General features: G+C 46.4%; 29 protein-coding genes. 6 read left to right on the top strand and 23 right to left on the bottom strand.

Annotated features, from left to right (window positions below):
- Positions 1-99: 99 nt before the first annotated feature.
- Complete coding sequence (locus MHM93_RS03415) at positions 100-999, top strand: phosphoribulokinase (protein WP_239448051.1); 900 nt, start codon at positions 100-102, stop codon at positions 997-999.
- A 7-nt stretch (positions 1,000-1,006) separates the two neighbouring features.
- On the opposite strand, the gene speD is transcribed toward MHM93_RS03415, so the two are convergent.
- The 11 genes from speD to rpe all read right to left on the bottom strand — a co-directional run bounded on the left by speD (position 1,007) and on the right by rpe (position 11,293).
- Positions 1,007-1,813 carry an adenosylmethionine decarboxylase gene (speD, locus tag MHM93_RS03410; RefSeq protein WP_130147193.1) on the bottom strand — a complete coding sequence of 269 codons (807 nt, stop codon included), beginning with the start codon at positions 1,811-1,813 and terminating at the stop codon, positions 1,007-1,009.
- 96 nt (positions 1,814-1,909) lie between these two features.
- Positions 1,910-2,317, bottom strand: a complete 408-nt coding sequence (locus MHM93_RS03405) for an OsmC family protein (protein ID WP_022945592.1) — start codon at positions 2,315-2,317, stop codon at positions 1,910-1,912.
- A 101-nt stretch (positions 2,318-2,418) separates the two neighbouring features.
- The gene (locus MHM93_RS03400) at positions 2,419-2,769 is read right to left on the bottom strand and encodes a DUF3802 family protein (RefSeq protein ID WP_022945591.1); all 351 of its coding nucleotides are present in this window, start codon (positions 2,767-2,769) and stop codon (positions 2,419-2,421) included.
- Positions 2,770-2,926: 157 nt separating this feature from the next.
- A complete protein-coding gene (gene astD, locus MHM93_RS03395; RefSeq protein WP_239448049.1) occupies positions 2,927-4,396 on the bottom strand; it encodes a succinylglutamate-semialdehyde dehydrogenase in 1,470 nt (489 codons plus the stop codon).
- 10 nt (positions 4,397-4,406) lie between these two features.
- Positions 4,407-5,423: an arginine N-succinyltransferase gene (gene astA, locus MHM93_RS03390; RefSeq protein ID WP_239448046.1), complete on the bottom strand. Its 1,017-nt coding sequence runs from the start codon at positions 5,421-5,423 to the stop codon at positions 4,407-4,409.
- 118 nt (positions 5,424-5,541) lie between these two features.
- Positions 5,542-6,741, bottom strand: a complete 1,200-nt coding sequence (locus MHM93_RS03385; protein WP_045979171.1) for an aspartate aminotransferase family protein — start codon at positions 6,739-6,741, stop codon at positions 5,542-5,544.
- Positions 6,742-7,069: 328 nt separating this feature from the next.
- Complete coding sequence (locus tag MHM93_RS03380; RefSeq protein WP_239448044.1) at positions 7,070-8,227, bottom strand: HDOD domain-containing protein; 1,158 nt, start codon at positions 8,225-8,227, stop codon at positions 7,070-7,072.
- A gap of 62 nt (positions 8,228-8,289) precedes the next feature.
- Positions 8,290-8,871, bottom strand: a complete 582-nt coding sequence (locus MHM93_RS03375) for an aminodeoxychorismate/anthranilate synthase component II (RefSeq protein WP_239448042.1) — start codon at positions 8,869-8,871, stop codon at positions 8,290-8,292.
- A 67-nt stretch (positions 8,872-8,938) separates the two neighbouring features.
- Positions 8,939-9,943 (bottom strand): tryptophan--tRNA ligase, encoded by a 1,005-nt coding sequence (gene trpS, locus MHM93_RS03370; protein ID WP_239448040.1) that lies wholly within the window; start codon positions 9,941-9,943, stop codon positions 8,939-8,941.
- Positions 9,944-9,962: 19 nt separating this feature from the next.
- Entirely contained in the window at positions 9,963-10,622 is a 660-nt protein-coding gene (locus MHM93_RS03365) for an HAD-IA family hydrolase (RefSeq protein ID WP_239448038.1), read from the bottom strand.
- On the bottom strand, positions 10,619-11,293 hold the full coding sequence (gene rpe, locus MHM93_RS03360) for a ribulose-phosphate 3-epimerase (RefSeq protein WP_022945583.1): 675 nt from the start codon (positions 11,291-11,293) through the stop codon (positions 10,619-10,621). Before rpe ends, MHM93_RS03365 begins: the two co-directional genes overlap by 4 nt.
- 253 nt (positions 11,294-11,546) lie before the next feature.
- On the opposite strand from rpe, the gene MHM93_RS03355 reads away from it, so the two are divergent.
- Together MHM93_RS03355 and MHM93_RS03350 are read left to right on the top strand one after the other, a co-directional pair.
- The gene (locus MHM93_RS03355) at positions 11,547-11,852 is read left to right on the top strand and encodes a hypothetical protein (RefSeq protein ID WP_239448037.1); all 306 of its coding nucleotides are present in this window, start codon (positions 11,547-11,549) and stop codon (positions 11,850-11,852) included.
- A gap of 15 nt (positions 11,853-11,867) precedes the next feature.
- Positions 11,868-12,047 (top strand): DUF2970 domain-containing protein, encoded by a 180-nt coding sequence (locus MHM93_RS03350; RefSeq protein WP_022945581.1) that lies wholly within the window; start codon positions 11,868-11,870, stop codon positions 12,045-12,047.
- Here the strand turns inward: MHM93_RS03350 and MHM93_RS03345 are convergent.
- From MHM93_RS03345 to zapE, 12 genes are all read right to left on the bottom strand, one after another.
- Positions 12,003-12,881 (bottom strand): Dam family site-specific DNA-(adenine-N6)-methyltransferase, encoded by an 879-nt coding sequence (locus MHM93_RS03345; protein ID WP_022945580.1) that lies wholly within the window; start codon positions 12,879-12,881, stop codon positions 12,003-12,005. The genes MHM93_RS03350 and MHM93_RS03345 overlap by 45 nt on opposite strands.
- Before the next feature lie 69 nt (positions 12,882-12,950).
- Positions 12,951-14,252 (bottom strand): AAA family ATPase, encoded by a 1,302-nt coding sequence (locus tag MHM93_RS03340; RefSeq protein WP_239448035.1) that lies wholly within the window; start codon positions 14,250-14,252, stop codon positions 12,951-12,953.
- Positions 14,252-15,322: a 3-dehydroquinate synthase gene (aroB, locus tag MHM93_RS03335; RefSeq protein WP_130147173.1), complete on the bottom strand. Its 1,071-nt coding sequence runs from the start codon at positions 15,320-15,322 to the stop codon at positions 14,252-14,254. Before aroB ends, MHM93_RS03340 begins: the two co-directional genes overlap by 1 nt.
- Before the next feature lie 21 nt (positions 15,323-15,343).
- Positions 15,344-15,862, bottom strand: a complete 519-nt coding sequence (aroK, locus tag MHM93_RS03330; protein ID WP_022945577.1) for a shikimate kinase AroK — start codon at positions 15,860-15,862, stop codon at positions 15,344-15,346.
- Positions 15,863-16,081: 219 nt separating this feature from the next.
- On the bottom strand, positions 16,082-16,570 hold the full coding sequence (locus tag MHM93_RS03325) for a ClpXP protease specificity-enhancing factor (RefSeq protein ID WP_022945576.1): 489 nt from the start codon (positions 16,568-16,570) through the stop codon (positions 16,082-16,084).
- Positions 16,570-17,196, bottom strand: coding sequence for a stringent starvation protein SspA (gene sspA, locus MHM93_RS03320; RefSeq protein ID WP_022945575.1), 627 nt, complete (start codon positions 17,194-17,196; stop codon positions 16,570-16,572). The genes MHM93_RS03325 and sspA overlap by 1 nt, the downstream gene beginning before the upstream one ends.
- Before the next feature lie 127 nt (positions 17,197-17,323).
- Entirely contained in the window at positions 17,324-18,061 is a 738-nt protein-coding gene (locus tag MHM93_RS03315; protein WP_239448033.1) for a cytochrome c1, read from the bottom strand.
- On the bottom strand, positions 18,058-19,323 hold the full coding sequence (locus MHM93_RS03310; RefSeq protein ID WP_045979164.1) for a cytochrome b N-terminal domain-containing protein: 1,266 nt from the start codon (positions 19,321-19,323) through the stop codon (positions 18,058-18,060). Before MHM93_RS03310 ends, MHM93_RS03315 begins: the two co-directional genes overlap by 4 nt.
- Positions 19,323-19,919: a ubiquinol-cytochrome c reductase iron-sulfur subunit gene (petA, locus tag MHM93_RS03305; protein WP_022945572.1), complete on the bottom strand. Its 597-nt coding sequence runs from the start codon at positions 19,917-19,919 to the stop codon at positions 19,323-19,325. Before petA ends, MHM93_RS03310 begins: the two co-directional genes overlap by 1 nt.
- 467 nt (positions 19,920-20,386) lie before the next feature.
- The gene (rpsI, locus tag MHM93_RS03300) at positions 20,387-20,776 is read right to left on the bottom strand and encodes a 30S ribosomal protein S9 (RefSeq protein ID WP_022945570.1); all 390 of its coding nucleotides are present in this window, start codon (positions 20,774-20,776) and stop codon (positions 20,387-20,389) included.
- An 11-nt stretch (positions 20,777-20,787) separates the two neighbouring features.
- Positions 20,788-21,216, bottom strand: coding sequence for a 50S ribosomal protein L13 (gene rplM, locus MHM93_RS03295; RefSeq protein ID WP_022945569.1), 429 nt, complete (start codon positions 21,214-21,216; stop codon positions 20,788-20,790).
- 230 nt (positions 21,217-21,446) lie between these two features.
- A complete protein-coding gene (zapE, locus tag MHM93_RS03290; protein ID WP_130147171.1) occupies positions 21,447-22,535 on the bottom strand; it encodes a cell division protein ZapE in 1,089 nt (362 codons plus the stop codon).
- A 101-nt stretch (positions 22,536-22,636) separates the two neighbouring features.
- Between zapE and MHM93_RS03285 the strand changes: the two genes are divergently transcribed.
- The 3 genes from MHM93_RS03285 to MHM93_RS03275 all read left to right on the top strand — a co-directional run bounded on the left by MHM93_RS03285 (position 22,637) and on the right by MHM93_RS03275 (position 25,747).
- The gene (locus MHM93_RS03285; RefSeq protein WP_045979162.1) at positions 22,637-23,086 is read left to right on the top strand and encodes a YhcB family protein; all 450 of its coding nucleotides are present in this window, start codon (positions 22,637-22,639) and stop codon (positions 23,084-23,086) included.
- A 121-nt stretch (positions 23,087-23,207) separates the two neighbouring features.
- Positions 23,208-24,560: a DegQ family serine endoprotease gene (locus MHM93_RS03280; protein WP_239448031.1), complete on the top strand. Its 1,353-nt coding sequence runs from the start codon at positions 23,208-23,210 to the stop codon at positions 24,558-24,560.
- Between the two features lie 104 nt (positions 24,561-24,664).
- Entirely contained in the window at positions 24,665-25,747 is a 1,083-nt protein-coding gene (locus tag MHM93_RS03275; protein WP_022945565.1) for a trypsin-like peptidase domain-containing protein, read from the top strand.
- The last annotated feature ends 37 nt before the right edge of the window (positions 25,748-25,784 follow it).

The raw sequence follows: 25,784 nt of genomic DNA, 5'->3' as shown, positions 1-25,784 counted from the left end.
CTATACTAACGTGAATTCACCGTCTCGCAAGTAACTAGGCTTGATTTCACTGCACTGCACCTTTATAAAGGGTATTCTAATTAACAAACGGTTAATCTTATGTCGGCGAAACACCCTATTGTGGCAATTACTGGCTCTTCAGGCGCAGGCACAACCACAACAACCAATGCAATCAAGCACATTTTCCGTGCACTAGACATAAATGCCGCGTTTATTGAGGGTGATAGCTTTCATCGCTATACCCGCCCAGAAATGGATAAGAAGATTCGTGAAGCGGAGCAACAAGGACGCCATATTAGCTACTTTGGCCGTGAGGCCAATGACTTTGAAGCGCTAGAGTCGCTGTTTGCCAATTATGGCGAGACCGGTAATGGTAAGGTCCGTCGCTACCTCCACACCTTTGACGAAGCCGTTCCCTATAATCAGTTACCAGGCACATTCACCCCTTGGCAAGAACTTGAGCAAGGCACAGATCTGATGTTCTACGAAGGCTTGCACGGTGGGGTTGCTGATGAAGACTACGACGTTGCCAAGCATGTGGATTTACTCATTGGCATGGTACCAATCATTAACTTAGAGTGGATCCAAAAGCTGATCCGAGACACATCAGAGCGCGGTCATTCTCGTGAAGCGGTTATGGGCTCGATTATTCGCAGCATGGATGATTACATTAACCACATCACCCCGCAGTTTTCCCGCACCCATATCAATTTTCAGCGAGTGCCAACGGTAGATACCTCTAACCCCTTTAGCGCCAAAGATATTCCATCTTTAGATGAGAGTTTTGTGGTGATCCGTTTTCGCGGCATAGACGATGTCGACTTTCCTTATTTTCTGCAAATGATTGAAGGGAGCTTTATGTCACGCATGAACACGCTGGTCGTTCCTGGTGGCAAAATGGGCTTGGCCATGGAGTTACTGTTAACGCCTCTGATCAAGGACCTGCTAGTGAAAAAGCGGGCCCTTGAACATTTAGCGCCGATGGATTTGCCTATTTGAGTGATCGCTACGCGTCAGGCAGGTTACGACCGTAAAAGATTTCTTGAATCTCACGGTTGAGACGCGTGCGGATCTCTTCAATCTCTTGTTGCTCTAACTCATCGGTGGTAACGCCGAATAGATAGGTGTTCAGGTCTGTCTCTTTAAGCATCATTTTGGTGTGAAACAAGTTTTCTTGATACACATTCACATCCATCATCTGATAGAGCTCTTTGGTATCCTCTGTCATGTAATTTTGGATAGAATTAATGGCATGGTCGATATAATGCTTCACGCCATTAACGTCGCGAGTAAAGCCACGGACGCGATAGTCTATGGTCACAACGTCGGATTCTAACGAATGGATCAAGAAGTTGAGCGCTTTTAATGGCGAGATCACGCCACAGGTCGATACTTCAATATCGGCCCTAAAAGTGCAAATCCCATCATGAGGATGAGCTTCCGGATAAGTGTGTACACATATATGACTCTTATCCAAGTGCGCCACGACAGAGTCCGGTAACGGGCCTGGTGTTTCCTCGCTATCAAAGCTTTGTTCATGCACTGGCTCTTCAGAAACCAAGATAGTCACACTCGCGCCCTGTGGGTCATAATCCTGACGCGCCACGTTAAGAATATTGGCGCCGATTATGTCTACGACTTCACCTAAAATATCAGTGAGGCGGTCAGCACTGTATTGCTCGTCAATGTACTCAATGTACTCTTTACGCTGCTGCTCTGTTTTGGCATAGCAGATATCGTATATGCTGAAGCTTAAACTTTTGGTTAAGTTATTGAAACCATGAAGTTTAATTTTATCGAAGGGTTTGTTCACTATAAACCAACCTTAAAACCTAGTCGCTAAAAGCCGCATCGGGGCCATAAAAGAGCGCGGATTTTAGCCCAATTTGGCCCCTTGAAAAAGCACTTTTTAAGCGATTTCTTGTACTTCAAAACTATGCGTGATTTGCACTGATTTTTCCAGCATCAATGCCACCGAGCAATACTTTTCCGCAGACAGTGAAACAGCGCGTTCAACATGCTTCTCACTGACCTCTTTGCCACTTACAACAAAGTGTAGGTTAAGCTTAGTGAACACTTTTGGGGCTGATGGCGCGCGCTCGGCACTGAGCTGAACTTGTACGTCACTCACTTGCTGTCGAGCTTTCTTTAGAATGCTCACCACATCAACCGAAGAGCAAGCTCCAGCTGACATAAGAACCATTTCCATCGGTGAAGGGGCATGGCTATCACTGCCAGTATCGAATACTACATTGTGGCCAGAGTCAGATGTGCCGATGAAGGTATCACCCTCTACCCATTTTACTTTCGCTTGCATGTAAACCTCTTATTGGTAATAAGTTTACAGCGATTGTAAATGAGGCTACCGGCAATGCAAAGTTTAAACGATGCTTGCCCTTGGTACGCAAAGGTGACGGTTTAGGCCGATACGCGAGCGACGGCGTTATCAAATAAGTTTTTAATCAACCCGGCAAACTCGTCAATAAACTCGCGCTGCTCTTTCGTTACAGGTTGATTAGTGACACTACTGAGAACTTCTTGAAGGTCGTACACAATGCCGTCGACTTCACGTACGATTTGACTGCGCTGCTCGGTATCGAGCTCGGTGTGCTGCTGACAGATGAGCATTACATGCTCGGCGATCACATCTTCTATAAGCTCCATGACCGTCGGCGCATCAGGAGCGACCTCACCGGACTTCTCAAACAACGAGAGGTTTTGCGTGAGGTACATGATGAGATCATCATAGCCTTGTCTGTCGAGAACCATTAAACACCATTAACTTCTTATAAATCTTTCTAGATTTAAGCAGAAACTTAGCCGAAAAGCTAGGACTTACGATGCTTTTATAGCCACTTTGAAGTGCTTGCTTAGCACTAAAAAAAGCAGCCGAAGCTGCTTTTTTATGACCCAAATAAAGTCGCTATTAGTCGAGGCTCAGCCCTGGGCTCAACTTTTCAGGAAGCGTTACTTTCTCAAGTTCCACAGAAGCAACTGGGTAGGCACAGTAATCTGCTGCGTAGTAAGCACTTGCACGGTGATTGCCTGAGGCACCAATGCCACCGAAAGGTGCTGCGCTCGATGCGCCCGTAATTGGACGGTTCCAGTTAACAATACCGGCACGGATGCGACGCAAGAAGTATTCATAGTCTTGCTCACTGTCGCTTAACAGGCCTGCAGATAAGCCATAGGCTGTATCATTGGCTTTGTTAATGGCGTCATCAAACTCCGTGTAACGGAATACTTTCAAAAGTGGTCCGAAATGCTCGTCATCAGGGAAATCACTAACATTGCTACATTCCAAGATTCCAGGAGTCACAAAGCCCGTGCCCGCTGTATGTTTAAGCTCTACTAACACTTCTGCACCGAGCTCAACCAGTTGCTGCTGCGCCGCAACCAGGCCCTTTGCCGCTGCTTCGGAAATCATGGACCCCATGAACGGCTGTTCTGGTGCGTCATAGACGTCCACTTTAATGTTCTTAGTCGCCGTAATTAACTGAGCAAGAATCGCATCGCCTTGCTCACCCTCAGGCAAGAATAACTTACGGGCACACGTACAACGCTGTCCAGCAGAGATATAGGCTGATTGCAAAATATCATGTACTGCTGCTTTTTCATCGCTTACATCCTTAACAATGAGAGGGTTATTACCACCCATTTCCAACGCTAAGATTTTACCTGGCTGACCTGCGAATTGCTCATGTAACACGTGGCCTGTGCGCGATGAACCGGTGAAGAATAGACCGTCGATACCTGGGTGAGAAGCTAAGGCTTTACCCGTTTCAACTTCACCCTGAACGAGGTTAATCACCCCTTGTGGTAACCCAGCTTGCTGCCATAATTTTAAGGTAAATTCCGCCACTGCTGGGGTCAGCTCTGACGGTTTAAAGATCACCGTGTTACCCGCTAACAGTGCTGGGATGATATGTCCATTTGGTAGATGACCCGGGAAGTTATATGGGCCAAATACAGCAACCACGCCATGTGCACGGTGGCGAATAACAGCCTTACCTACTGGCATTGGGTTTTCTACTGTGCCAGTGCGCTCATGATAAGCACGCTCTGAGATGCCTGCTTTGCCAATCATCGCGGCTGCTTCTGTGCGCGTTTCCCATAATGGTTTTCCGGTTTCTTGAGCAATGATCAGTGCCAGCTCTTCGCTGTTTTCTTTAAGTTGCTCAACGAAGGCTTTAACCACCTCTAAACGCTGCTCTATGGTTTTATCTGTCCAAGGAATAAACGCTTCTCGCGCTGCCTTTACCGCTGCATCAACTTGCTGAGGTGTGGCACTGTTTGCTTGCCAAATCACGTCGTTGTTCGCTGGGTTAATGGAATTGAAGGCCTGGCCTTCACCTGCTGTCCATTGACCATTAATGAATTGAGCTAAATGAGACATTGCTTGCTCCTTATAATGCTGCCACGCTAACGTGCTCGCCTGCTTTAACCTTTAAAGCATCCGCCGTTGCTTGGCTTAGTGTGATATGTTGTTCGCCGTCGTTGTATTCGCATTCAATAACCACAGCACGATAGTCTTGCAGGCCTTGGTTCGCTACTAATACCGCTTGCTCACCTGGGTTATCTGCAATAACCACTTCACGTAACGAGCTGTTTGCGATAGTACGAATGTTATCAACTTTCGCTTCAACCGTCGGTCCGGCATCGAAAATATCGACATAACCATTAAAAGTGAAACCTTCACTTTTTAACAACTCAATGGCAGGGCGAGTATTGCTGTGCACTTCCCCTACCACCTGTTGTGCCTCTTTACTCAATAAGTTGACGTAAATCGGATATTTTGGCATCAACTCAGCGATGAATACTTTCTGGCCAATGCCGGTGAGGTAATCAGCAGTCGGAAAATCCATTGAGAAAAAGTGCTCTTCCAACCACTGCCAAAATGGGCTATCGCCATTTTCATCAGACACGCCGCGCATTTCTGCAATAACGGTATCGGCAAAGCGTTGTCGGTGCTGATTAATAAACAGCATACGTGACTTCGATAATAGTTTGCCGTTGTATTTTTGTCGGTATTTTTCCTTCAAGAACAGCGTACACAGCTCTGTTGCACCGGTATAGTCATTACATAAAGTAAGAATATCAACGGCTTTATACACTCCCAAAGTGCGTGAAGAATGAATCACTTTGCTGAGATGGTAGTGGTAAAATGCATCATCTAGACCCACTGCAGCTTCAATGCCACAGGTTCCCGCAATTTCACCGGTTTCACTGTCTTCCAATACGAATAAATAGCCTTCGTCTCCAGCCTTTTCAGTCGGCTTCGCGAATGACTGTACGGAGCGTGCGATTTTATTCTGCAGCAACTCTTCATTTAACGGTAAGGATGTAAAACCATGGCCCGACTCTTCGGCCATGATCAATAAATCCTGATAATCATCTTGTTGGATTGGGCGAAGAATCATCATCGACTCGCTTACTCCCTAAAGGTTAAATACCAAAGGAGCCCGCAACCTCGCCGAGAAGGCAAGGTGGAACTCCAGCAATTTACTTACTACAGGATGGGGTTTTGTAGCCCCAGGCAGGTTAGACTAGGCTTGCTACCGCTTTTTCAAAGCGCGCCATGCCTTCACGGATATCGGCTTCAGGGATCACTAAAGACGGTGTGAAGCGTACTACATCAGCACCCGCAACAAGCGACATCAACCCCTGCTCCATACTCGCGACTAAGAATTCGCGTGCACGACCTTTGAATTTATCGTTAACAACTGCACCTAACAGCAAGCCCTTACCGCGAATTTCAGAAAATACGTCGTATTTAGCATTGATGTCGTTAAGTAGCGATTTGAATAACGCTTCTTTTTCTTTAACACCGGCCAGTACCGTGGCGTCGTTTACGGTGTCAAATGCCGCTTCGGCTACCGCACAAGCAAGTGGGTTACCACCATAGGTAGAGCCATGTGTACCCGGCTTAAGGTGCTGTGCAATCTCTGCCGTGGTTAACATTGCGCCGATAGGAAAACCACCACCGAGCGCTTTTGCTGAGCTTAGAATGTCTGGCGTCACGCCAAGACCTTGGTAAGCGTAAAGCTCGCCGGTACGACCTACACCTGTTTGCACTTCATCAAAAATAAGTAAAGCATTGTGCTGGTCACACAGTTCACGCACACCCTCAACAAATGCTTGCTCCGGCGCGATAATACCGCCTTCACCTTGCAACGGCTCCATCATCACCGCACAGGTATTATCGTCAATCAGCGCTTTGAAGCTTTCCAGGTCGTTATAGTCGCAGTGAACGACGTCACCCGGTTTCGGGCCAAAGCCGTCAGAATACGCAGCCTGACCGCCTACGGTCACGGTAAAGAAGGTGCGCCCATGGAAACCTTTGTTGAAGGAGATAATTTTCGATTTGTGCTCACCGTGCACATCGATTGCCCAACGACGTGCCAGCTTTAGTGCGGCTTCATTGGCTTCAGCGCCAGAGTTAGCAAAATACACTTTGTCAGCAAAGGTGTTGTCGGTCATTTTCTTTGCTAAACGCAAGGCTGGTTCATTGGTCCAGATGTTAGACAGGTGCCAAATTTTTTCACCTTGCTCTTTCAATGCGTTGACTAAGGCTGGGTGACAATGGCCCAAACAGTTAACCGCAATACCACCAGCGAAGTCGATAAACTCTTTGCCTTGCTGGTCCCACACCCGCGAACCTTCGCCGCGTACAGGGATAACCGCTGAAGGGTTGTAATTAGGTACCATTACCTCGTCGAATAAAGCGCGATTAACTGTCATTTCATTTCCTCACTGAGTATTACTTTTGTGTCGCATCTAAAGCACGCCGACAGGCGGGACACGAAAAGCGATAAATACGGCCTACTTTTAAGTAGCGCAGTACACTAGTTGATATCCCATTATTTCAGAAAAAGACCTTAAAGTCTCATGCAAAGCTTTCATGCAGCCCTTGAAAACAAAGGCTTTGAGGATAGTTTTTCATAATCAGTGAATAACTATCTTGGTATTCTTTTAGGAAATTGAACTATAGCTTATGCGCAGCACCGAAAGAGCCCAAGGAGTGAATAATGAATGAATATACGCAAAAAAATTTACAAAAAATTTTCAGTTAGCCGTCAATTTGCAGTGCTAAATTGTGCAAATTGGTCTTTTCTAGGTGTTGGACATGGTCACTTTGCAGACCCACATAATTGAACCACAGGGTGCGCTCGTCATCTTCAATAAGTTGATGCTCGTGCAGCATCAAATATTGACTGTAGCAGCTGGCATGCACCAAAACCTGCGCCAAGCCAGACTGCTCACTAGCTTCGACCAAAGCAAAATCATCCAGCAATGCGTTAAGGGCAATATAGCGAAAGCCCATTTTTTCGACCAATGAGCGGGTGATCTCCAACGAGCGCTCAACGAAAAGGTTACGTAAATACAGTGGATCAGGCTCGATAGCAATGAGCGCATCATGGAGACGCTTGTTGCCTTCATCTCGTGCCAACGTCACCTTACGTTGCCAAATCTGTTGGAACAAACGTAAATACAGTCGTGTTAGCGCGACCCGGCCTAAATCCAAGAACAACGCAGCGATATACGCACTGTATGGATTAAGACCCTGTAGTTGAGCCAGCTCATACGCCGCTATCGCTCGACTCATTGCTGATTCGCGTAACTTACGCTTCAATAAACTAAAAGGCTCAGTGCTGTGTGGCAACCAATGGCGCATAGCGTAAGTAGGAATGGTTAGGCGGAGGTTATCTAAACCCAAATAGCGAATCGCCAACGCGGGGGTGTCAATCTTCACACCACGATTGGCTCGCTCTTGGCGATACTGAGGTAAGTTCACTAAGGTAACGAGTTCTCGCCCGAGCCAACTCAAATCATTAACGAGCGGCTCTAAGCGGCCAACGCTCGCCGCTTTTGCGCCTAGGATATCTAAAATAGTGGGGACCGCATCTTGGATACCTAACACTTCGGAATATAGGTTATCAGCATTGTGGAGCTGCTCATTGATTGCATTCTCAATGATCGCGTGTAATTTGGTACTGACTTTGGCGGTGAACTGCAGCTTTTCTGAGCTTTGTTTTTGCCGTTGACTGTGCGCCGCCTGCTCGACCTCCAATAAGGTCCGCTGCTTAAGAGGTTTACCATATTGAATATCAAAGGTTTTAATAAAACCTATTTGTTGCTGCGCAAAGCTATGCCCTAACAGCAAGTCATTAAAACGCTGTTCTAGGGCATCCACACGTTGGCGAATTTGCTCTGTTTTAGTCACCATAATTACTAAGTTATACCACTTCTATATTTTTGCTGCGTTGAGGCTGCTAACGCTTATAAGCCCTAGTACCTGTGAATGAAGTGCTGCAACATCGTGAGCCCATGTTCAGTTAGAATGGCCTCAGGATGAAATTGAATGCCCTCCAATGCCTTAGAAGTATGAACCAAACCCATGATTTCATCCATGTTTTCGTGCTCATCTTGTGTCCACGCCGTAATTTCTAAGGATTCTGGCAGAGACGCTGGGGCCACCACTAAAGAGTGGTAACGACATACTTCGAAATGCTGCGGCAACCCCGCAAATACGCCCTGTTGCTTAGTATAGATGGTTGACGTTTTTCCATGCATAACTTGCTTGGCACGCACCACCTGGGCCCCCATAGCTTGGGCGATACTTTGATGCCCCAGGCAAACTCCTAAAATAGGAATATGTCCGGCAAAGCGACGCACCGCATCCACACAAACTCCCGCTTCATTGGGACTACAAGGGCCCGGTGAAAGCACGATATGTGCTGGGTTTAACGCTCGGATCTCAGCCAGAGTGAGCTCATCATTGCGCTTTACCAGCACTTCTTGGTCAAGGCGCTGGAAATACTGCACCAGGTTAAAGGTGAAGGAGTCGTAATTATCTATCATCAATAACATGGAATCTTCCATTAAAAAGCCAAGCTCTCGCGCTTGGCTTTTGTGATCATTTACACTGGCAAGCCATCTATGGGCGTGGGATAAACCCTAATGCGTCATACACCGCTTTCAAAGTGGGGGCAGCTTTAGCACTGGCTTTCTCAGCCCCCTCTTTCATGATCTTTTCAAGCAGTGGCTGATCTTCACGGATCTCCTTGAAGCGCTGCTGAATTGGTTCAATCATACCAACCACCGCTTCAGCAGTATCTTTCTTCAAATGCCCATACATTTTATCTTCATATTCAGGGACTAACTCATCAATGCTACGCTTGGTCGCCACTGACAATAAGGTCAACAAGTTAGACACCCCGGGCTTTTCTTCGCGATCGAAATAAATACGCGCCTGCTCATCGGAATCGGTCACCGCTTTTTTCAGCTTCTTCTCTATTTTCTTAGGTTCATCCAACAGCATGATGTAACCATTAGGGTTATCATCCGACTTTGACATCTTTTTCAATGGATCTTGCAAGCTCATTACCCGAGCCCCAAATTCTGGGATATATGGCTCAGGAATTTTAAAGACCTCACCATATAGGTTGTTAAAGCGGGTCGCGATATCACGGGTTAACTCTAAGTGTTGCTTTTGGTCTTCGCCAACAGGCACTTGGTCAGCCTGATATAAAAGAATATCAGCCGCTTGTAATACCGGGTAAGAAAACAACCCAACATTGACATTGTTAGCATACTTGGATGATTTATCTTTAAATTGGGTCATGCGGTTAAGCTCACCCATTTGTGCGTAGCAATTTAGCACCCATGCCAATTGGGCATGCTCTGGCACTTGTGATTGCACGAATAACGCTGACTTCTGTGGGTCGATACCGCATGCGGTGTACAGAGCAATGCCATCTAATACTCGCGATTTTAACACCTCTGGCTCTTGGCGAATGGTGATGGCGTGCAAATCAACAAGCATAAAGTAACTTTCATGATGCTCTTGCAAGCTAAGCCACTGGTTAATGGCGCCAACGTAATTGCCTATTGTCATACCACCGGTTGGCTGAATGCCACTTAACACTACGGGTTTACTCATGATGTTCCTTTATTACTGATCAATTAATGGTCGTGATTATATCTAAGAATTGGTCACAGAGGTACTGTGGATTGTATTGCCTTAAATCTTCGCCTTGATGATAGCCATAGGTAACTGCAAGGCAATCCATTGCGGCTGCCTGCGCAGCCAATAGATCAGATTTGGAGTCTCCGATCATAAGGCAGTCCTTAGGTGCAACGGCTAATTGTTCGCTCGCACTCAAAAGCGGTGTCGGGGCCGGTTTCTTGTCGCCGTCATCGCCACATATAACAACATCGAAATGGCTGGCAATGGCCATTTTCTCTAACAGCGGCAAGGTAAAGCGACGCGCTTTATTAGTCACCACAGCTTTGGGAATATGTGCAAATGCAGCAAGTACCGTTTCTACATGGGGATAGAGCGCGCTATGCTCAGCGACTACCGCTTCATAATGGCTGAAAAACAGCGAGGTCGCTCGCTCTATATCTGCAGCGCTTAGATAAGGATTCACCGCCATGTCACCGCTTAGTAGCCGTTTCACTAGCATCTCAATACCATTGCCTACAAACTGACGCACCATAGTTTGCGAGACAATGGGCCGTGCTAAATCAGTTAGCATCAAGTTGCTAGCAATATACATATCCTCAGCGCTATCCACTAAGGTGCCGTCTAGGTCAAATAGCAGCGCTTGATACTTCACGCCTGCACCTTTGCCAATTGGTCGCGCATTTGCGTAATCACCGCTTTATAATCGGGTTGGTTGAAAATCGCCGAACCAGCCACGAACATATCAGCGCCGGCTGCTGCAACTTCAGCAATGTTATCTACTTTTATGCCGCCATCCACCTCCAAGCGAATATCACGGCCGCTGGCGTCAATTAACGCACGGGTCTGGCGCAGCTTTTCTAGTGTATGGGGAATAAAGCTTTGGCCACCAAAACCTGGATTCACCGACATCAGAAGAATAACGTCCAGTTTATCCATCACATGCTCTAAAATATGCAAAGGTGTTGCGGGATTGAGGACCAGTCCGGCTTTACAGCCCTGTTCTTTGATTAACGCTAAGCTTCTATCAATGTGCTCACTGGCTTCGGGGTGGAAGGTAATAATACTGGCACCGGCTTGTGCAAACTGCGGAATTAAACTATCGACAGGCTTAACCATTAAGTGCACATCAATCGGTGCACTAATACCAAAATCCCGTATCGCTTTGCACACCATAGGGCCAAAAGTAAGGTTGGGAACATAATGGTTATCCATGACATCGAAATGAATCACATCGGCTCCACCCGCCAATACGCGTTCTACTTCATCACCGAGGCGAGCAAAGTCGGCTGCTAAAATAGACGGCGCTATCAGGTAATCTTTCATATTACGGCTCCTTTGAACTTAGCCGTTACTTTAACGGAAAACAGACGAGCGTGTCAGCTTAGTAAATTAAGTTTGCGAACTTTGCTGCACAGATAAGTGAAAAGAAACAATAATTTAAAAACAAAAATTAACATTAATTAAACATAAGACCCTTGTTTTTAAAGAAAAAGTTTTGTTTTTCAGTTAATATTCAGTTGTTTTTTTAATCAATATTGAGTAAGCTCTGATTAATACTAATGGACTGGAGATGGATATGTTTGGCCTTACAACTCGTACACTGCTTGTAGCAGCCGCTGCATTGGGTGTTACAGTCGCTGCCTTCAGCATAAACAGCTCAGTACAAGCGCAACAAGTGGCGTTGGAACAATGCCAATGTAATGGCTCCGCCTCTACCTATGACATCGATATGAAGCAAGCCTGTAACCACCAAGCCCAACAGTCTTGGTTCGCATGGTTAACTGGCGACAGCCGCAGCGCACAATTTCACTACCTCGATTTACTCGAACTATTGACCCGCGACGACAACAAGTCTCGCCAATTCTCAAGCAAATCTTACTAAGTCACGACTCTACTTATGTGGTCGCAACTGCAAAGCGTTATCGCCGCATTTTTTGGGGTTCAAAGTAATGCCAAGCGTGAGCATGACTTTAAGCACCATAATCCAAAAGTGCTTATTGCTATCGCTATCGTATTATTTATCGCCTTTATTTTAGGCGTGCTTGGTTTGGTTCAATTGGTATTGCCGGCCAGATAAATACATCGCCATCAACTCACTTACCTTATTGCGAGCATGTCCCTTGGGGCTAATTGTGCGCTTTACATTCAGCACATCAATACTGGCTTGTTCGTATATTTTGCGGGTCCAAAGGGTATCATGGTTAGAGATCAACACCGAAGTGTTACTTACTCCCGCAGCTTGCTCCGCTAAATTGGCAAGGTTAGCCTGATCATCAAGATTAAAACCACCTTTTGCATAAGAGGTGAACGATGCGGTTTTACTTAATGGCACATAAGGGGGATCGCAGTACACCACTGCATTTTTTGGCAACTGGGCAAAAACATCTTTATAGCTCAAGCAAGTAAATGTCGCTCGCTGCGCCTTTTCAGCAAAGAAGTACATTTCCTTCTCTGGAAAATAGGGCTTTTTGTATTTGCCAAATGGGACGTTAAAAATACCTTTTAGGTTGTAGCGACACAGGCCATTGTAACCATGGCGATTCATGTACAAAAATAATATGGCACGCTCGTAGGCATCGCGACTGGCATTAAACTGTTTGCGCAAACCATAGTAAATATCAGCATCATTATTGACCGCACTGAATAACTTACGAGCGTCACTGATAAACTCATCAGGGGCGTGGGTTAATTCACGGTAAAGGTTAATAAGATCAGCGTTGATATCATTGAGCACATAATGATCAAAGTGCGTATTAAGAAACACCGAGCCGGCGCCAACAAAAGGCTCGACCAGTGTCGTAGCGCGATTGCCCGTCAGCGCCTGTGCGGTATCTAAGCGCTTGGCAATATCATCTACCAAGCTATATTTGCCGCCCGCCCACTTCAGGAAAGCACGGGTTTTCTTTTGCATTAAATCACTTGCTCATCGGTTATGAATTAAATATCACAGCATCGCGGCGGGCGATGTTAACGCAAGATTCTACCGCAACTCAGGGTTAGGTTGCGAGTCTATCTCTGCTTTTATCTTACTGATTTGCTTTGCGTAGGGCTCTAAACTAGGCAGTAGCTCTGCAATTTCTATAAGCTGTGCATCAATTGCGCTTCGACTAGCAGGCTGTGCCCAAGTCAGAATATGCCATCCTTTATCAGCGCGTTGATAATGACGTACTTTTTTCTCGAGATTATGGCGAGCAATATACGTCTCCACCTGCTGCTCGTTAGACATCACGGTTAGTTGCCATAACCATAAATTATCATCTTGGCGATTATACCAGTGATGATCATATGGCAGCGTGTGGCTATTGGTCGGTACGCTCTGTCGCTGTTCAGGCTCGGCTTCCTCTACTGGCTGTGCCTGCTCTGTAGCCGCCTGCGCGGCTGGCTGTTGCAGTGCTGCAACCACGGCTTGAGTATCATTTTCTAGCTTTTCAGCGATGAGATTGCCGTCACTAGCTTGCTCAGGCTGCTGCATGTTGTCCTCATGTGCGCCCTGCGAGGGTTGTTGCTGCTTTGCAAAGACCGCATCATTAGCAACCGCCGGCGCATTCTCGCTTTGTGGCAGCATGACCGTTAGTTCATCACGTTGATAAACCAAGCCAATAACAATCAAAATAACAACAATCATGGTCGGCACGAGCCACCATCGCCGGGTTGGCTTTGCCGTGTGTTTTGGCATCTGCTGTTCTTGGTGCCACTGTAACAATAATGCAGGATTGCCGTGGCATTGACGCACGAATTCAGCAAAAATGGGGTCTTCTGCCGGTGGTAAGGTCTTATAAAAGCTTTGCATAAGACGCATGCTTTCCGAATCGGACAGCGGCTCTAGATGAATGTCTACCGCGTTTTCAAATAGTTCTGCGCGCGAAGATGCACAGAGAATATACAGAGCGCCTGGCGCTGTTTTCGCAAGCTTTTCTAACTCAATGATCAGTTCCTGCGATAGCTGTTTGGCGTTATCTATAACCCAAAGTAACTGTCGCTCCCCCTGCTCCTTTACTAAACGGTAGAAGTTATCACTGAGGGGCTCGTTTACATCCACCAAAGGATAAGAAAAGCTATGCTCCAACAGGTGAGTCACCACATCTTCGTCCCGCGTCTTAGCGCCAACTTCAATATAGGCCTTACTAAAGGGTTCGTAGTGGTCGGTTACAAAGTGCTCTAAAAGGTAGCTTTTACCGAATCCTGGAGCGGCAACCAAATGAATAAGGTTTTGCCCATAGCTAAATTGCAGCGCGATGCGCTTAGCTAAGGCTGCTCGCGAGGGAAGTATTTGCGATTGCATTAGCGTGAAAACAAAGTATCTAACTCGGCCTCTGATACATCATCGATAAGTTCACAGCGACCAAAAGCCGTAGGAAGAATAAAACGTATGCGGCCCGCCTTATTCTTTTTATCTTTTCTCATATGCGCGATAAAGTCTTGGCAGCTCATTTGCTCTGGCGCGCTGGTTGGTAAATCATAATTCGCTAATAAAGTCACAATGCGCGTTAATTCTTGTTCACTAAGCCAACCACGCATCACGGCTAACTTCGCTGCTAATACCATCCCGGCGGCTACGGCTTCACCATGTAACCACTGGCCATAGCCCATGTGTGCTTCGATAGCATGACCGAAGGTATGACCGAGATTGAGCAGAGCACGCAGGCCTGCTTCTTTCTCATCTTGGGCGACAATTTGTGCTTTAATTTCACAGCAACGGTGGATAACTTGCGGTAACAACTGCGGGTGCTGTGCCTTGATTTCATCACTGTGCTGTTCTAGTTGTGCAAATAAATCGGCGTCATAAATTAGCCCATATTTGACCACTTCCGCCATTCCTGCAGCAAATTCTTTGCTCGGCAAAGTGTTGAGCACACGATTATCAATAAATACCGCTTGCGGCTGGTAAAAAGCGCCAATCATATTTTTCCCAAGGGGATGATTAACGGCTGTTTTGCCACCGACAGACGAGTCGACTTGCGATAACAGAGTCGTTGGAATTTGTATAAAGTCGATGCCGCGTTGATAACACGCTGCAACGAAACCGGTAAGGTCGCCAATGACACCTCCGCCTAGCGCTAGCAGGCAAGTGTCACGCCCACAATTGTGCTCAAGCAAAAACGCATTTAAGCGCTCGAACCATTGCAGCGTTTTAAATTGCTCACCATCAGGCATCACGAACACTAATGGCTGGTGTTCATGCAAGGTATTTATGAGGATATCTAGATACAGCGGGGCGATGGTTTCATTGGTGACAATAACTGGTCGATTTTGACCTAAGAATGACCCTAGGCGCTCAGAATCACGCAGTAAATTATCACCAATGAAAATGGGGTAACTGCGCTCACCTAGTTCAACATTAAGTTCCAGCATGCGCAATTCTCCCTGGTTTATTTAGAAATCAAGCTTCTCAATGATTTGGTTAGCGACCACTTTGGCGCTTTGCTCGTCGGTGCGAACCGTGAAGTCAGCCACTTCTTGATAGAGCGGGTTACGCTCCTCAGCTAGACGCTCTAACACGTCTTGTGGATCTTCTTTAGTTTGCAGTAGCGGACGACGTTTGTCGCGCTGGGTGCGAGCCACTTGCTTTTCGATTGGGGTTTCTAGGTACACTACGATACCACGTGCAGACAGTTTGTTGCGTACTTCTTTACTGACTACAGAGCCACCACCCGTTGCAAGTACAATACCTTGAAGCTCGGTTAAATCAGTGATCACAGTCTCTTCGCGACGACGAAAACCTTCTTCGCCCTCAATATCGAACACCCACGCAATATCAGCACCAGTGCGGCGCTCAATTTCGTTATCTGAGTCATAAAACTCAAGGTGTAGTTGATCTGCGATGTGACGACCAATTGTGCTCTTGCCGGCCCCCATTGGGCCTACTAGAAATATATTACGTTTCTCAGCCATATTTTTTAGTACAAACGAACTCTAAAATTTGAATTAAAAACCCCGCCTCGCGACTGGCCCCAAAATCAAGGGGGAGATTATCTCAGTAATTTATGCCTGTTTTCAAGCATAATACAGTAAATAATTACAGTAGGCGGTCGGTCACGGAAACAGCCCTCGGGAAGTAGTGTAGATGCCCTTCACCGAGAGTGAGCTGTTTTAGCCAAAGATGTAGCTAGGCTATTTGATCACTTTTAAGTGACTGCCTTTTTTGCCCTTACTCTTGTCTTCCTGACTGGTTTCACGGCTAGCTTGTGGGTTTGGATTGTCAATGGCCTCCAGTCCAGGCTGCGGTTCAGGCAACTCTTCAGACTGTGGCTGTGAAGGCGTTACACCTGAGCGTTCTTGCTCTTCGTAGGTTTCATCCTGAGTAAACACCGTCCCTTCACCGTTTTCCCGTGCATATATCGCTAACACAGCGCCCATTGGCACATAGACCTGCATCGGCTGACCGCCGAATCGAGCATTAAATGTCAGCAGAGCGTTGTCCATTGAGAACTGAGTAACCGCGCTTGGGCTTATATTCAACACAATTTGTCCATCTTGAACAAACTGAGTAGGCACTTGCACGTTGGGAAAATCGGCGTTAACAACCAAGTGCGGTGTGCACTGGTTGTCAACAATCCAATCGTAAAAGGCGCGTAGCAGATAAGGTCTGTTAGGCGTCATTATAGACGAATCTCACGTTCGGCTTCGGTTAGTGATGCTTGGAATGACTCACGCTCAAACAAACGAATCATGTATTCTTTTAGCTCTTTGCTACCAGCACCTTCTAAGCTAATGCCTAGTTCAGGTAAACGCCATAATAGTGGCGCAAGGTAACAATCAACAAGACTAAACTCTTCGCTCATAAAATAAGGCGCTTCGTTAAAGATAGGAGCCACAGCAAGTAATGCTTCGGTCAATTCTTTACGCGCTTGTTCAGCATCACTGCCACCGGCATAAATTTTCGCTGCCAGTGAGTACCAGTCTGTTTCGATACGGTGCATCATCAAGCGACTACGACCACGCATGACTGGGTAAACAGGCATTAATGGAGGATGTGGAAAACGCTCATCCAGATATTCCATAATGATGTTCGCTTGGTATAAACCAAGTTCACGATCAATCAGAGTGGGTACAGTGCCATATGGGTTAATCTCGTGTAACGCTTCTGGCAAGTTATCCTTCTCCGCCAAGTGGATATCCACGCTAACTCCTTTTTCCGCCAAGACAATACGAACTTGGTGGCTGTACATACAATTAGCACCGGAAAACAGCGTCATTACAGGGCGTTTATTGGCAGCAACGGCCATGCCTACCTCCATCAAAAAATCACAAAGTACAAAATACTTTTGCGTCATGGCCCAAAATTTGAGCAATGACTTTAAACGGCAATAGGGGCATGTTGCCCCTATTGAGTTAACTGGTTGAATATTCTAATTAATGAACATCTCGCCAGTATTCTTTCTTCAAAAAGAAAGCGAGGATAAACAGAATCACCAAAAAGCCGATGACCTTAATACCCAGCGCCTCTGAATCTAAGCGCGAAGGCTCACCTACATACGCCATGAAGTTTGCTAGGTCGCGGGCAGCTTGGTCGTATTCATCGACACTCATTTCCCCGGTCCCATCGGTCTCAGTACCCACTACTTTTTGTACTGTTTTACCATTTTGCTCAACTTCTTGGTAAATTGGCGTTGGTAGACCTTGCAACTCTTGCAACACGTGCGGCATACCTACTGATGGGAACACTACATTGTTCACACCAAAAGGACGCGACTCATCTTTATAAAACGACTTTAAGTACGTATAGATGTAGTCAGGTGACTTAACACGTGCGATTAAGGTTAAATCCGGCGGAGCCGCACCAAACCATTTCGCTGCATCTTCTTCACCCATCGCATTTTTAATATGGCTACCTACTTTTGAACCATCAAAAATAAGCGTCTCTTCGCCGATTTCAGTAGGAATACCGATATCGCGGAAGGTACGCTGGTAGCGCTGATACTGCATTTGGTGACAACCAAGGCAGTAGTTCATGAACAACTTAGCACCACGCTGTAATGATGCCTGGTCCTTTAGGTCAATGTTCGCGTCTTGCAGCGGCATCGAAGGACCTGCTGCCATCGACAAAGTAGGCAGCAATGCGAATAAACCGATAACTAGTTTCTTCATCATTTCGTCAACCTCTCTGGCAATGGCTTGGTTTTCTCGTTTTTACTGTAGAAGAACAGTAACACAAAGAACATGAAATAGGTCACCGTACAAATCTGCGACAGAATTGTTTTGAAATCAGTTTGAGGTGTTGCACCAACCCAACCAAGAATAACAAAGGTCACAACGAACTGCGCAATATTCAATTTGTGGAAACCACAACGATAGCGAATAGAGCGTACGCGACCACGGTCAATCCAAGGTAGTAAAGCTAACACCACAATAGACGCGCCCATAGCCACAACACCCAGTAGTTTATCTGGAATTGCACGCAGGATTGCGTAGAACGGCGTGAAGTACCATACCGGGAAAATATGCTCAGGCGTTTTCAGCGGGTTCGCTGCTTCAAAGTTTGGTGCTTCCAAGAAGAAGCCGCCCATCTCTGGCGTAAAGAACACGATGTAAGAGAAAATAATCAAGAAGCCAACCACACCAACAATGTCTTTCACTGTGTAGTAAGGGTGGAACGGTATTGCATCGACAATATCTTTCTTATCGGTGTAGTACTCGTGGAATTTGAATTTCGCTTTGTCTTCTTCCGCAACAGTGCCTTTTTTACGTTTAATATCGATACCGTCAGGGTTGTTTGAGCCCACTTCGTGCAGCGCAACAATGTGTAAGAACACGAGAATAACGAGCACTAATGGCAGCGCGATAACGTGCAATGCAAAGAAACGGTTCAACGTGGCACCAGAGATAACATAGTCACCACGGATCCACAGTGTTAGATCATCACCAATAACCGGAATCGCACCAAACAGTGAGATAATAACTTGAGCACCCCAGAATGACATCTGACCCCATGGTAATAAGTAACCCATGAAGGCTTCAGCCATTAATGCTAGGAAGATAAACATACCAAACAACCACAATAGCTCACGCGGTTTTTGATATGAACCGTAGATCATGCCACGGAACATGTGCAAATAAACCACCACGAAGAAGGCAGAAGCCCCTGTAGAGTGGAGATAACGCAGTAGCCAGCCGTATTCAACATCACGCATGATATATTCAACGGAAGCAAAAGCACCTTCAGCAGAAGGTACAAAGTTCATGGTCAACCAAATGCCCGTGACGATTTGGTTTACTAGCACGAGCATGGCCAATGAGCCAAAGAAGTACCAGAAGTTAAAGTTTTTCGGTGCTGGATATTGTGCGATGTGCATATTCCAGACGCGAGTCATGGGAATACGTTCATCAATCCAATTGATAATATTACCAAACATTATGCTGCCCCTTCGCCTTTTTCACCACCGACCAAAATCGTGGTGTCATCAATGAAGTAATAAGGAGGGATCTCAAGGTTCAGTGGAGCGGGAACCGATTGGAATACTCGACCTGCCATATCAAACTTAGAACCGTGACATGGACAGAAGAAACCATCATCAGTACCTTCCACTTTCTCGCCAAAGCCACCTTGTAAGAAGCTAGGAGAGCAACCTAAGTGAGTACAGATACCCACAGCGACAAAGATATCGTCTTTGCGAGAACGCATTGGGTTCTTAGCAAATTCAGGCTGTTGTGGTTCCTCAGATTGAGGATCACGCAGCTGATCTTCGTGCTCTTTAAGTTGTTTTAACATGTCAGGCGTACGCGAGATAACCCATACAGGTTTGCCTCGCCACTCAACACGGATTAGTTGTCCTGGCTCAATCTTCGAGATATCAACTTCTACGGGAGCACCCGCAGATTTAGCTCTCTCACTTGGGTTCCAAGACGCGATAAAAGGAACAGCAGCTCCAACCGCACCAACACCACCTACAACAGAGGTAGCTATGGTTAAAAAGCGGCGTCGGCTGTTGTCTACAGGCGCATTGCTCATCCACTTATCTCCACTATGATTCTCAACACTTGCTATATTGAGAACATCAGTTACAGCAGGTTAATTTTTGAAGTTACAAAATAGAAGCGATCATAAATAAAAGCCTTGATTAAAACAAGGTTATTCATTGTCTCACCGCCAATAAACACCGCCATTATTGCCATGCAACTTTTTACGGCATAGATCAGCGTGAACGATCATATCGCGGTTACTTGCTGGTGACGGTGACAAAGATCAATATCGGTTCAGCAAAGTATTAAAAATCACTTCATCGGTTTATTTGCCACGCAATTGTAGCAAAATTTTATCAAAAATAGTGGCGCGATGGGCATTAAATGAGGGAAATAATAGAAAAATATCAAACTTTAAGGCAGTAACGGGGGAGATGACACTTTATCATTGCCTAAAGTAAAAAACCCGGTTTGCCAAAGCAAAGCCGGGTTTTGAAATTCTGGATACGTAAAAAATTAACGCTTCGAGAATTGAGTGTTCTTACGTGCTTTCTTAAGACCCACTTTCTTACGCTCAACTTTACGAGCATCGCGAGTAACAAAGCCAGCTTTACGAAGGTCTGAACGAAGTGACTCGTCAAACTCCATAAGCGCACGGGTAATACCGTGACGGATTGCACCAGCTTGACCTGTAGAACCACCACCTTCAACAGTGATGTATAGGTCAAACTTTTCAGTCATTTCAACAAGCTCTAATGGCTGACGAACAACCATGCGAGACGTTTCACGACTGAAGTATTCTTCGATAGAACGTTGATTAATTACGATGTTGCCAGTGCCTGGGCGTAGGAATACGCGAGCACTTGAACTTTTACGACGACCTGTACCGTAGTATTGATTTGCCATGACTGTGCTCCTTAAATGTCTAGAACCTGAGGCTGCTGTGCAGCGTGATTGTGCTCAGTACCTGCGTAAACTTTAAGCTTACGGAACATTGCACGGCCTAGAGGACCACGTGGCAACATGCCTTTAACCGCTTTTTCAATGATCATCTCAGGCTTGCTAGCTTGAAGTTTCTCAAAGTTAGTAGACTTCAGGCCACCTGGGTAACCAGTGTGCGCATAGTACATTTTGTTCTGAGCTTTGTTACCAGTTACAGTAACTTTGTCAGCGTTGATTACGATGATGTAGTCACCAGTGTCAACGTGTGGAGTGTACTCTGCTTTATGCTTACCGCGAAGACGACGAGCGATTTCAGTAGCGATGCGACCTAAAGTTTTACCTTCGGCGTCAACTACGTACCAGTCACGTTTTACTGATTCTGGTTTAGCAACAAACGTTTTCATTCTAAAAATCCAATGTTTTCAATTTTAAAACCACAGGCAGTTTATTAACTGCCGCTCTACTAATGCTTTAACCCCTTCGAGTTTAAGACTTGATACTGTAAATAGTGGCTAAGCTAAATACAGTGATAGAACGCAACGTGGCAGGCGCGGGAGTATAGCAGTTTGAAAATCCCTTGGCTACCGCCGCGCTGATTTTTTATGCAGTGATAGGGGCTGTAAAAACGAACCGACTAGGCTAAATGAGGGCGCTCCAGATATTCGCGTGATTGCATCTCTTGCAGTCGGCTGACACAGCGTTTGAACTCAAAGTTTAAGTTCCCTTGAGTATAGAGCGCTTCAATGGGCGCTTGTGCGGAGATAATCAGCGTCACATTACGCTCATAAAACTCATCGACTAACGCAATAAAACGACGCGCAGCGTCATCATTGTGTTGCCCCATTTGTTTCACATTAGCGAGTAACACGGTGTTATAAAGGCGGGAGATTTCCATATAATCCACTTGCGAGCGCGCACTTTCACACAGTTCGGCAAAATCAAACATCACAATACAGTCACTGACCATGCGTGTTTGAATCATCCGCCCTTCAATTTCAATGGCCTCGTTTGCTCTGCCCGGCTCGGGTGATAGTTGCTCGAAATAAGCAAATAGGTTTTGATCCGCTTGCTCATCAAGCGGACTGTGAAAAATTTCCGCTTGCTCAAGGGTACGTAAGCGATAATCAACGCCGGAATCGACATTCACTATCTCGGTATTAGCCTTTACCAACTCAATTGCGGGCAGGAAACGTGCCCGCTGCAAACCATTTTTATACAGCTCATCAGGCACAATATTAGACGTCGCAACTAATACAATCCCTCGCGCAAACAGCGCTTCCATCAGGCCACCTAATAGCATGGCGTCAGTGATATCCTGAACAAAGAACTCATCAAAGCAGATGATGTCGGTTTCGGCTTTGAGCTTATCGGCCACCACCAACAGCGGGTTTTTAACATCTTGTAATTGCTTTAGCTCCTGATGCACGCGGTGCATAAACCGGTGAAAATGCACCCGCATTTTACGCTCAGTCGGTAGAGCCTCGTAAAAGGTATCGACCAGATAGGTCTTACCACGCCCTACTCCTCCCCAAAAGTAAAGCCCTTTGATGGCCTTCGTGCTATCCTTGGCAAACAGCTTAGAGAAAAAACCGCGCGGCTTTTCAGGCTGAGCAACAATGTCATCATACAGGCGTTGCAGGTGACGCACCGCGTTTTCTTGTGCTTCATCATGGAGGAAGTCATCGCGCTGTAAATCTTGTTGATATTTTTGCCAAGGTGTCATGGTGATAGGAGCAATACTAGGGATTAATTTTCGCGCTATCTTAACACGGCTGACAACAAAGCGTATATTTGACTCAGTAAAGTTTTCAAAAGGGGAAATTTATGTATACCACTACTTGGCTAGGTATCGTAATTATTGTTGCTGCATGCAGCTTTTTTGTTGGCAGCTGGATGACTAAACGCCGCTTCAAACAGGGCGAATTAGAAGAGCAAGCGCAACAAGCGCAAAATGACCTTGAGCGTTACCGTCAAGATGTCGCTGATCATTTAGATAACACCAATAAATTGATCGCTAAGCTCAAAGAAAACTACGAACAGTTAGTTAACCATGTACAGCAAAGCGACCACTTATTAACTGCAAAGCAAGATGTTGATTTAAGCCAGCCTTTCTTCTCAAAAGAAACCACTGAGCAACTGCATGCGTCTTTAAATCAGCGTCCCGAGCGCCAGCCTACTCGCAGCGTGCACGACAGTCAGCCAACCGATTATGCCAGCGGCGAATCAGGGTTATTTAGTGGTGAGCAAAAATCTAACGATAAGCAACCTGCCTGATAAATAGGCAGTTATTTATCTCTTGAGGAACTAAATTAACGACCCCATAGTCTGTATAGGAAATAGCTTTATAGGTATCGGGCTGCCATGCAGCCCCTGTATTGTGGAGTTTGCCCAGACTATGAAAATGAAGTTATCAATCATCAGTGCCGCTATTTTATCGGCCACTTTACTTGCTCAACCTAATATCTCTCATGCCAAGCTGCCCGTCGCGGTAGATGGACAGCAGTTACCTACGCTTGCACCTATGCTCGAACGCGTCACTCCTGGCGTAGTGAGTATTCGTGTATCCGGCTCAAAAGAAGTGCGTCGCCGTGTCGATCCGTTTGACTTCTTCTTTGGGCGCCCCCAACCTCGTTCACAAAAGCGTCCATTTAGTGGCCTAGGCTCCGGTGTCATCATCGACGCCGATGAAGGATATGTAGTGACGAATAACCATGTTATCGCCGATGCCGAGGAAATGGTGGTGACCTTAGAAGATGGTCGTGAATTCGAAGCGACGCTCGTCGGCGCTGATAAAGAATCAGATATCGCGCTGTTACAAGTCGATGGCGAAGACCTTACTGAAGTCAAACTCGCTGACTCTGACAAGCTCCGTGTTGGTGACTTTTCTGTCGCTATCGGTAACCCATTTGGTTTAAGCCACACAGTCACTTCAGGTATCGTCAGTGCCCTAGGGCGTAGTGGGCTGAATATCGAAGGCTATGAGGACTTTATTCAAACCGATGCGGCTATCAACCAAGGTAACTCAGGGGGAGCGCTAGTTAACCTCAAAGGTGAACTAATCGGTATTAACACTGCTATTTTAGGTGCTTCCGGTGGTAACGTTGGTATCGGTTTTGCCATCCCCTCTAATATGATGAAAAACTTAGTCGATCAGATTGTTGAGTACGGACAAGTGCGCCGTGGTTCATTGGGTGTTTCCGGGCGCACATTAGATGCGGGTTATGCCGAGGCCTTGGATCTCGATGTTAAACAAGGTGCAATGGTTGAGCGCGTCGTTGAAGACTCAGCTGCCGAGAAAGCAGGCATCAAAGCCGGCGACGTTATCATCAGCGTCAACGGTGACGACATTAAGAGCTTTGCTGAATTAGCCGGCAAAATTGCTACCCTAGGCGAGGGCAAGGAAGTGGAAATCGGTATTTTCCGTGATGATGAAGAAATCGAGTTAGACGTGACCTTAGCCGCAGCCGACAATGTTACAGAGGAAGCCGCCGAAATTCATCGCGCCTTAGCCGGTGCAGAGCTTGAGTCCGGCAAACGTAACGGTATCAAAGGGGTTATTATCAATTCGGTAGACCCCCGTTCCGTTGCTGCCCGACTGGGCTTGGAAGAGGGAGACATTATTACTCAGGTCAACCGTGAGCGGGTAGAAACCGTGCGTGAACTTGCTAATCTAATCAAAGATATTCAAGGTAATATTGTGCTGGTAGTACGCCGTGGCAATAGCACCTTCTTCGCGCCTATTCAGTAACCCCTGCTGTGCTTTAACAACATTCAACAGCGGCGCCCTTGCCGCTGTTGTCGTTTATGTGCCATCATTGCCTAAGCTTATAAATAAATAATAATTATTATCTCGTGCTGAAAAAGATTAAGTTCGCCTTGCTGCCGCTATTAAGTGGTCTGGGTATCGCCTTTATTATTGTGCTCGCCACTCCGTCTTTGCGTGATGCTTTGCTCCCCATTCTCTCCGCTGATGGCTTTACTGGCTCACATATGAGCTACGCCAAAGCGGTACGCCGTGCTGCGCCCGCAGTGGTCACAGTGTATTCTGAGCGCATCTCGACTCAGCCACGTTACATGCAAAGGCAGAACACCGTATCTGAACTTGGATCAGGCGTACTAATGAGTCCAGACGGCTACATTTTGACTAACTACCATGTCATTAATAATGCTGATTTAGTCGAGGTCATTCTTGCTGATGGACGCCGTTTTAGTGAGGTGCAGTTAGTAGGGTTTGATACCGTTACTGATTTAGCATTATTGAAAGTAGCGGGGGAGAATCTGCCAGCTATCCCGGTTGATAATGACTTCAAACCTCAGGTTGGCGATGTGGTGCTGGCTATTGGTAACCCCCTTAACTTAGGGCAAACCATTACTCAGGGGATTATTAGTGCCACCGGAAAGCAACGAGTAACCGACAGCTCCCACAGTAGCCTGCTACAAATGGATGCCGCGATAAATGTCGGTAACTCAGGCGGTGCCTTAGTGAATTCTCATGGCGACTTGGTTGGCATTACCTCAGCACAGTTTAAAACCCGAGCGAACCTCGATATTCAAGGGATCTTCTTTGCTGTTCCCTACTCTCTCGCTAAGGATGTTATGGATAAGCTTATTCGCTATGGTCGGGTTGTGCGTGGCTACATGGGCATGGATGTAACCGCTGTCGATCAGCAAGGTCGGGAAGTCACTAATAACCATATGGCCATCGCCGGTATGCGTATCAATAAAATGGACCCACTCGGGCCGGCGTGGCGAGCTGGTATCAAAGAAGGCGATATTGTCGTCAGCATGGGCGGGCATTCGGTGAGTAATATCCAACAAACACTGGAGCGCATCGCCAACACCGAACCGGGGACTGAACTTGAGGTAGAACTCTATCGTGATGGTGAGCCACACACCTTGACGGTCACCGTCGCTGAACTAGAAACCCGGTTATAATCGAACACACCCACATTACCATCTAAAAAGGCCGCTA

Origin of the sequence: Pseudoalteromonas sp. MM17-2, from assembly GCF_022347945.1 — a bacterium.
Taxonomy (GTDB): domain Bacteria; phylum Pseudomonadota; class Gammaproteobacteria; order Enterobacterales; family Alteromonadaceae; genus Pseudoalteromonas; species Pseudoalteromonas ruthenica.
The sequence above is the reverse complement of the archived record's forward strand: the minus strand, read 5'-3'. Positions and strand labels throughout refer to the sequence as shown.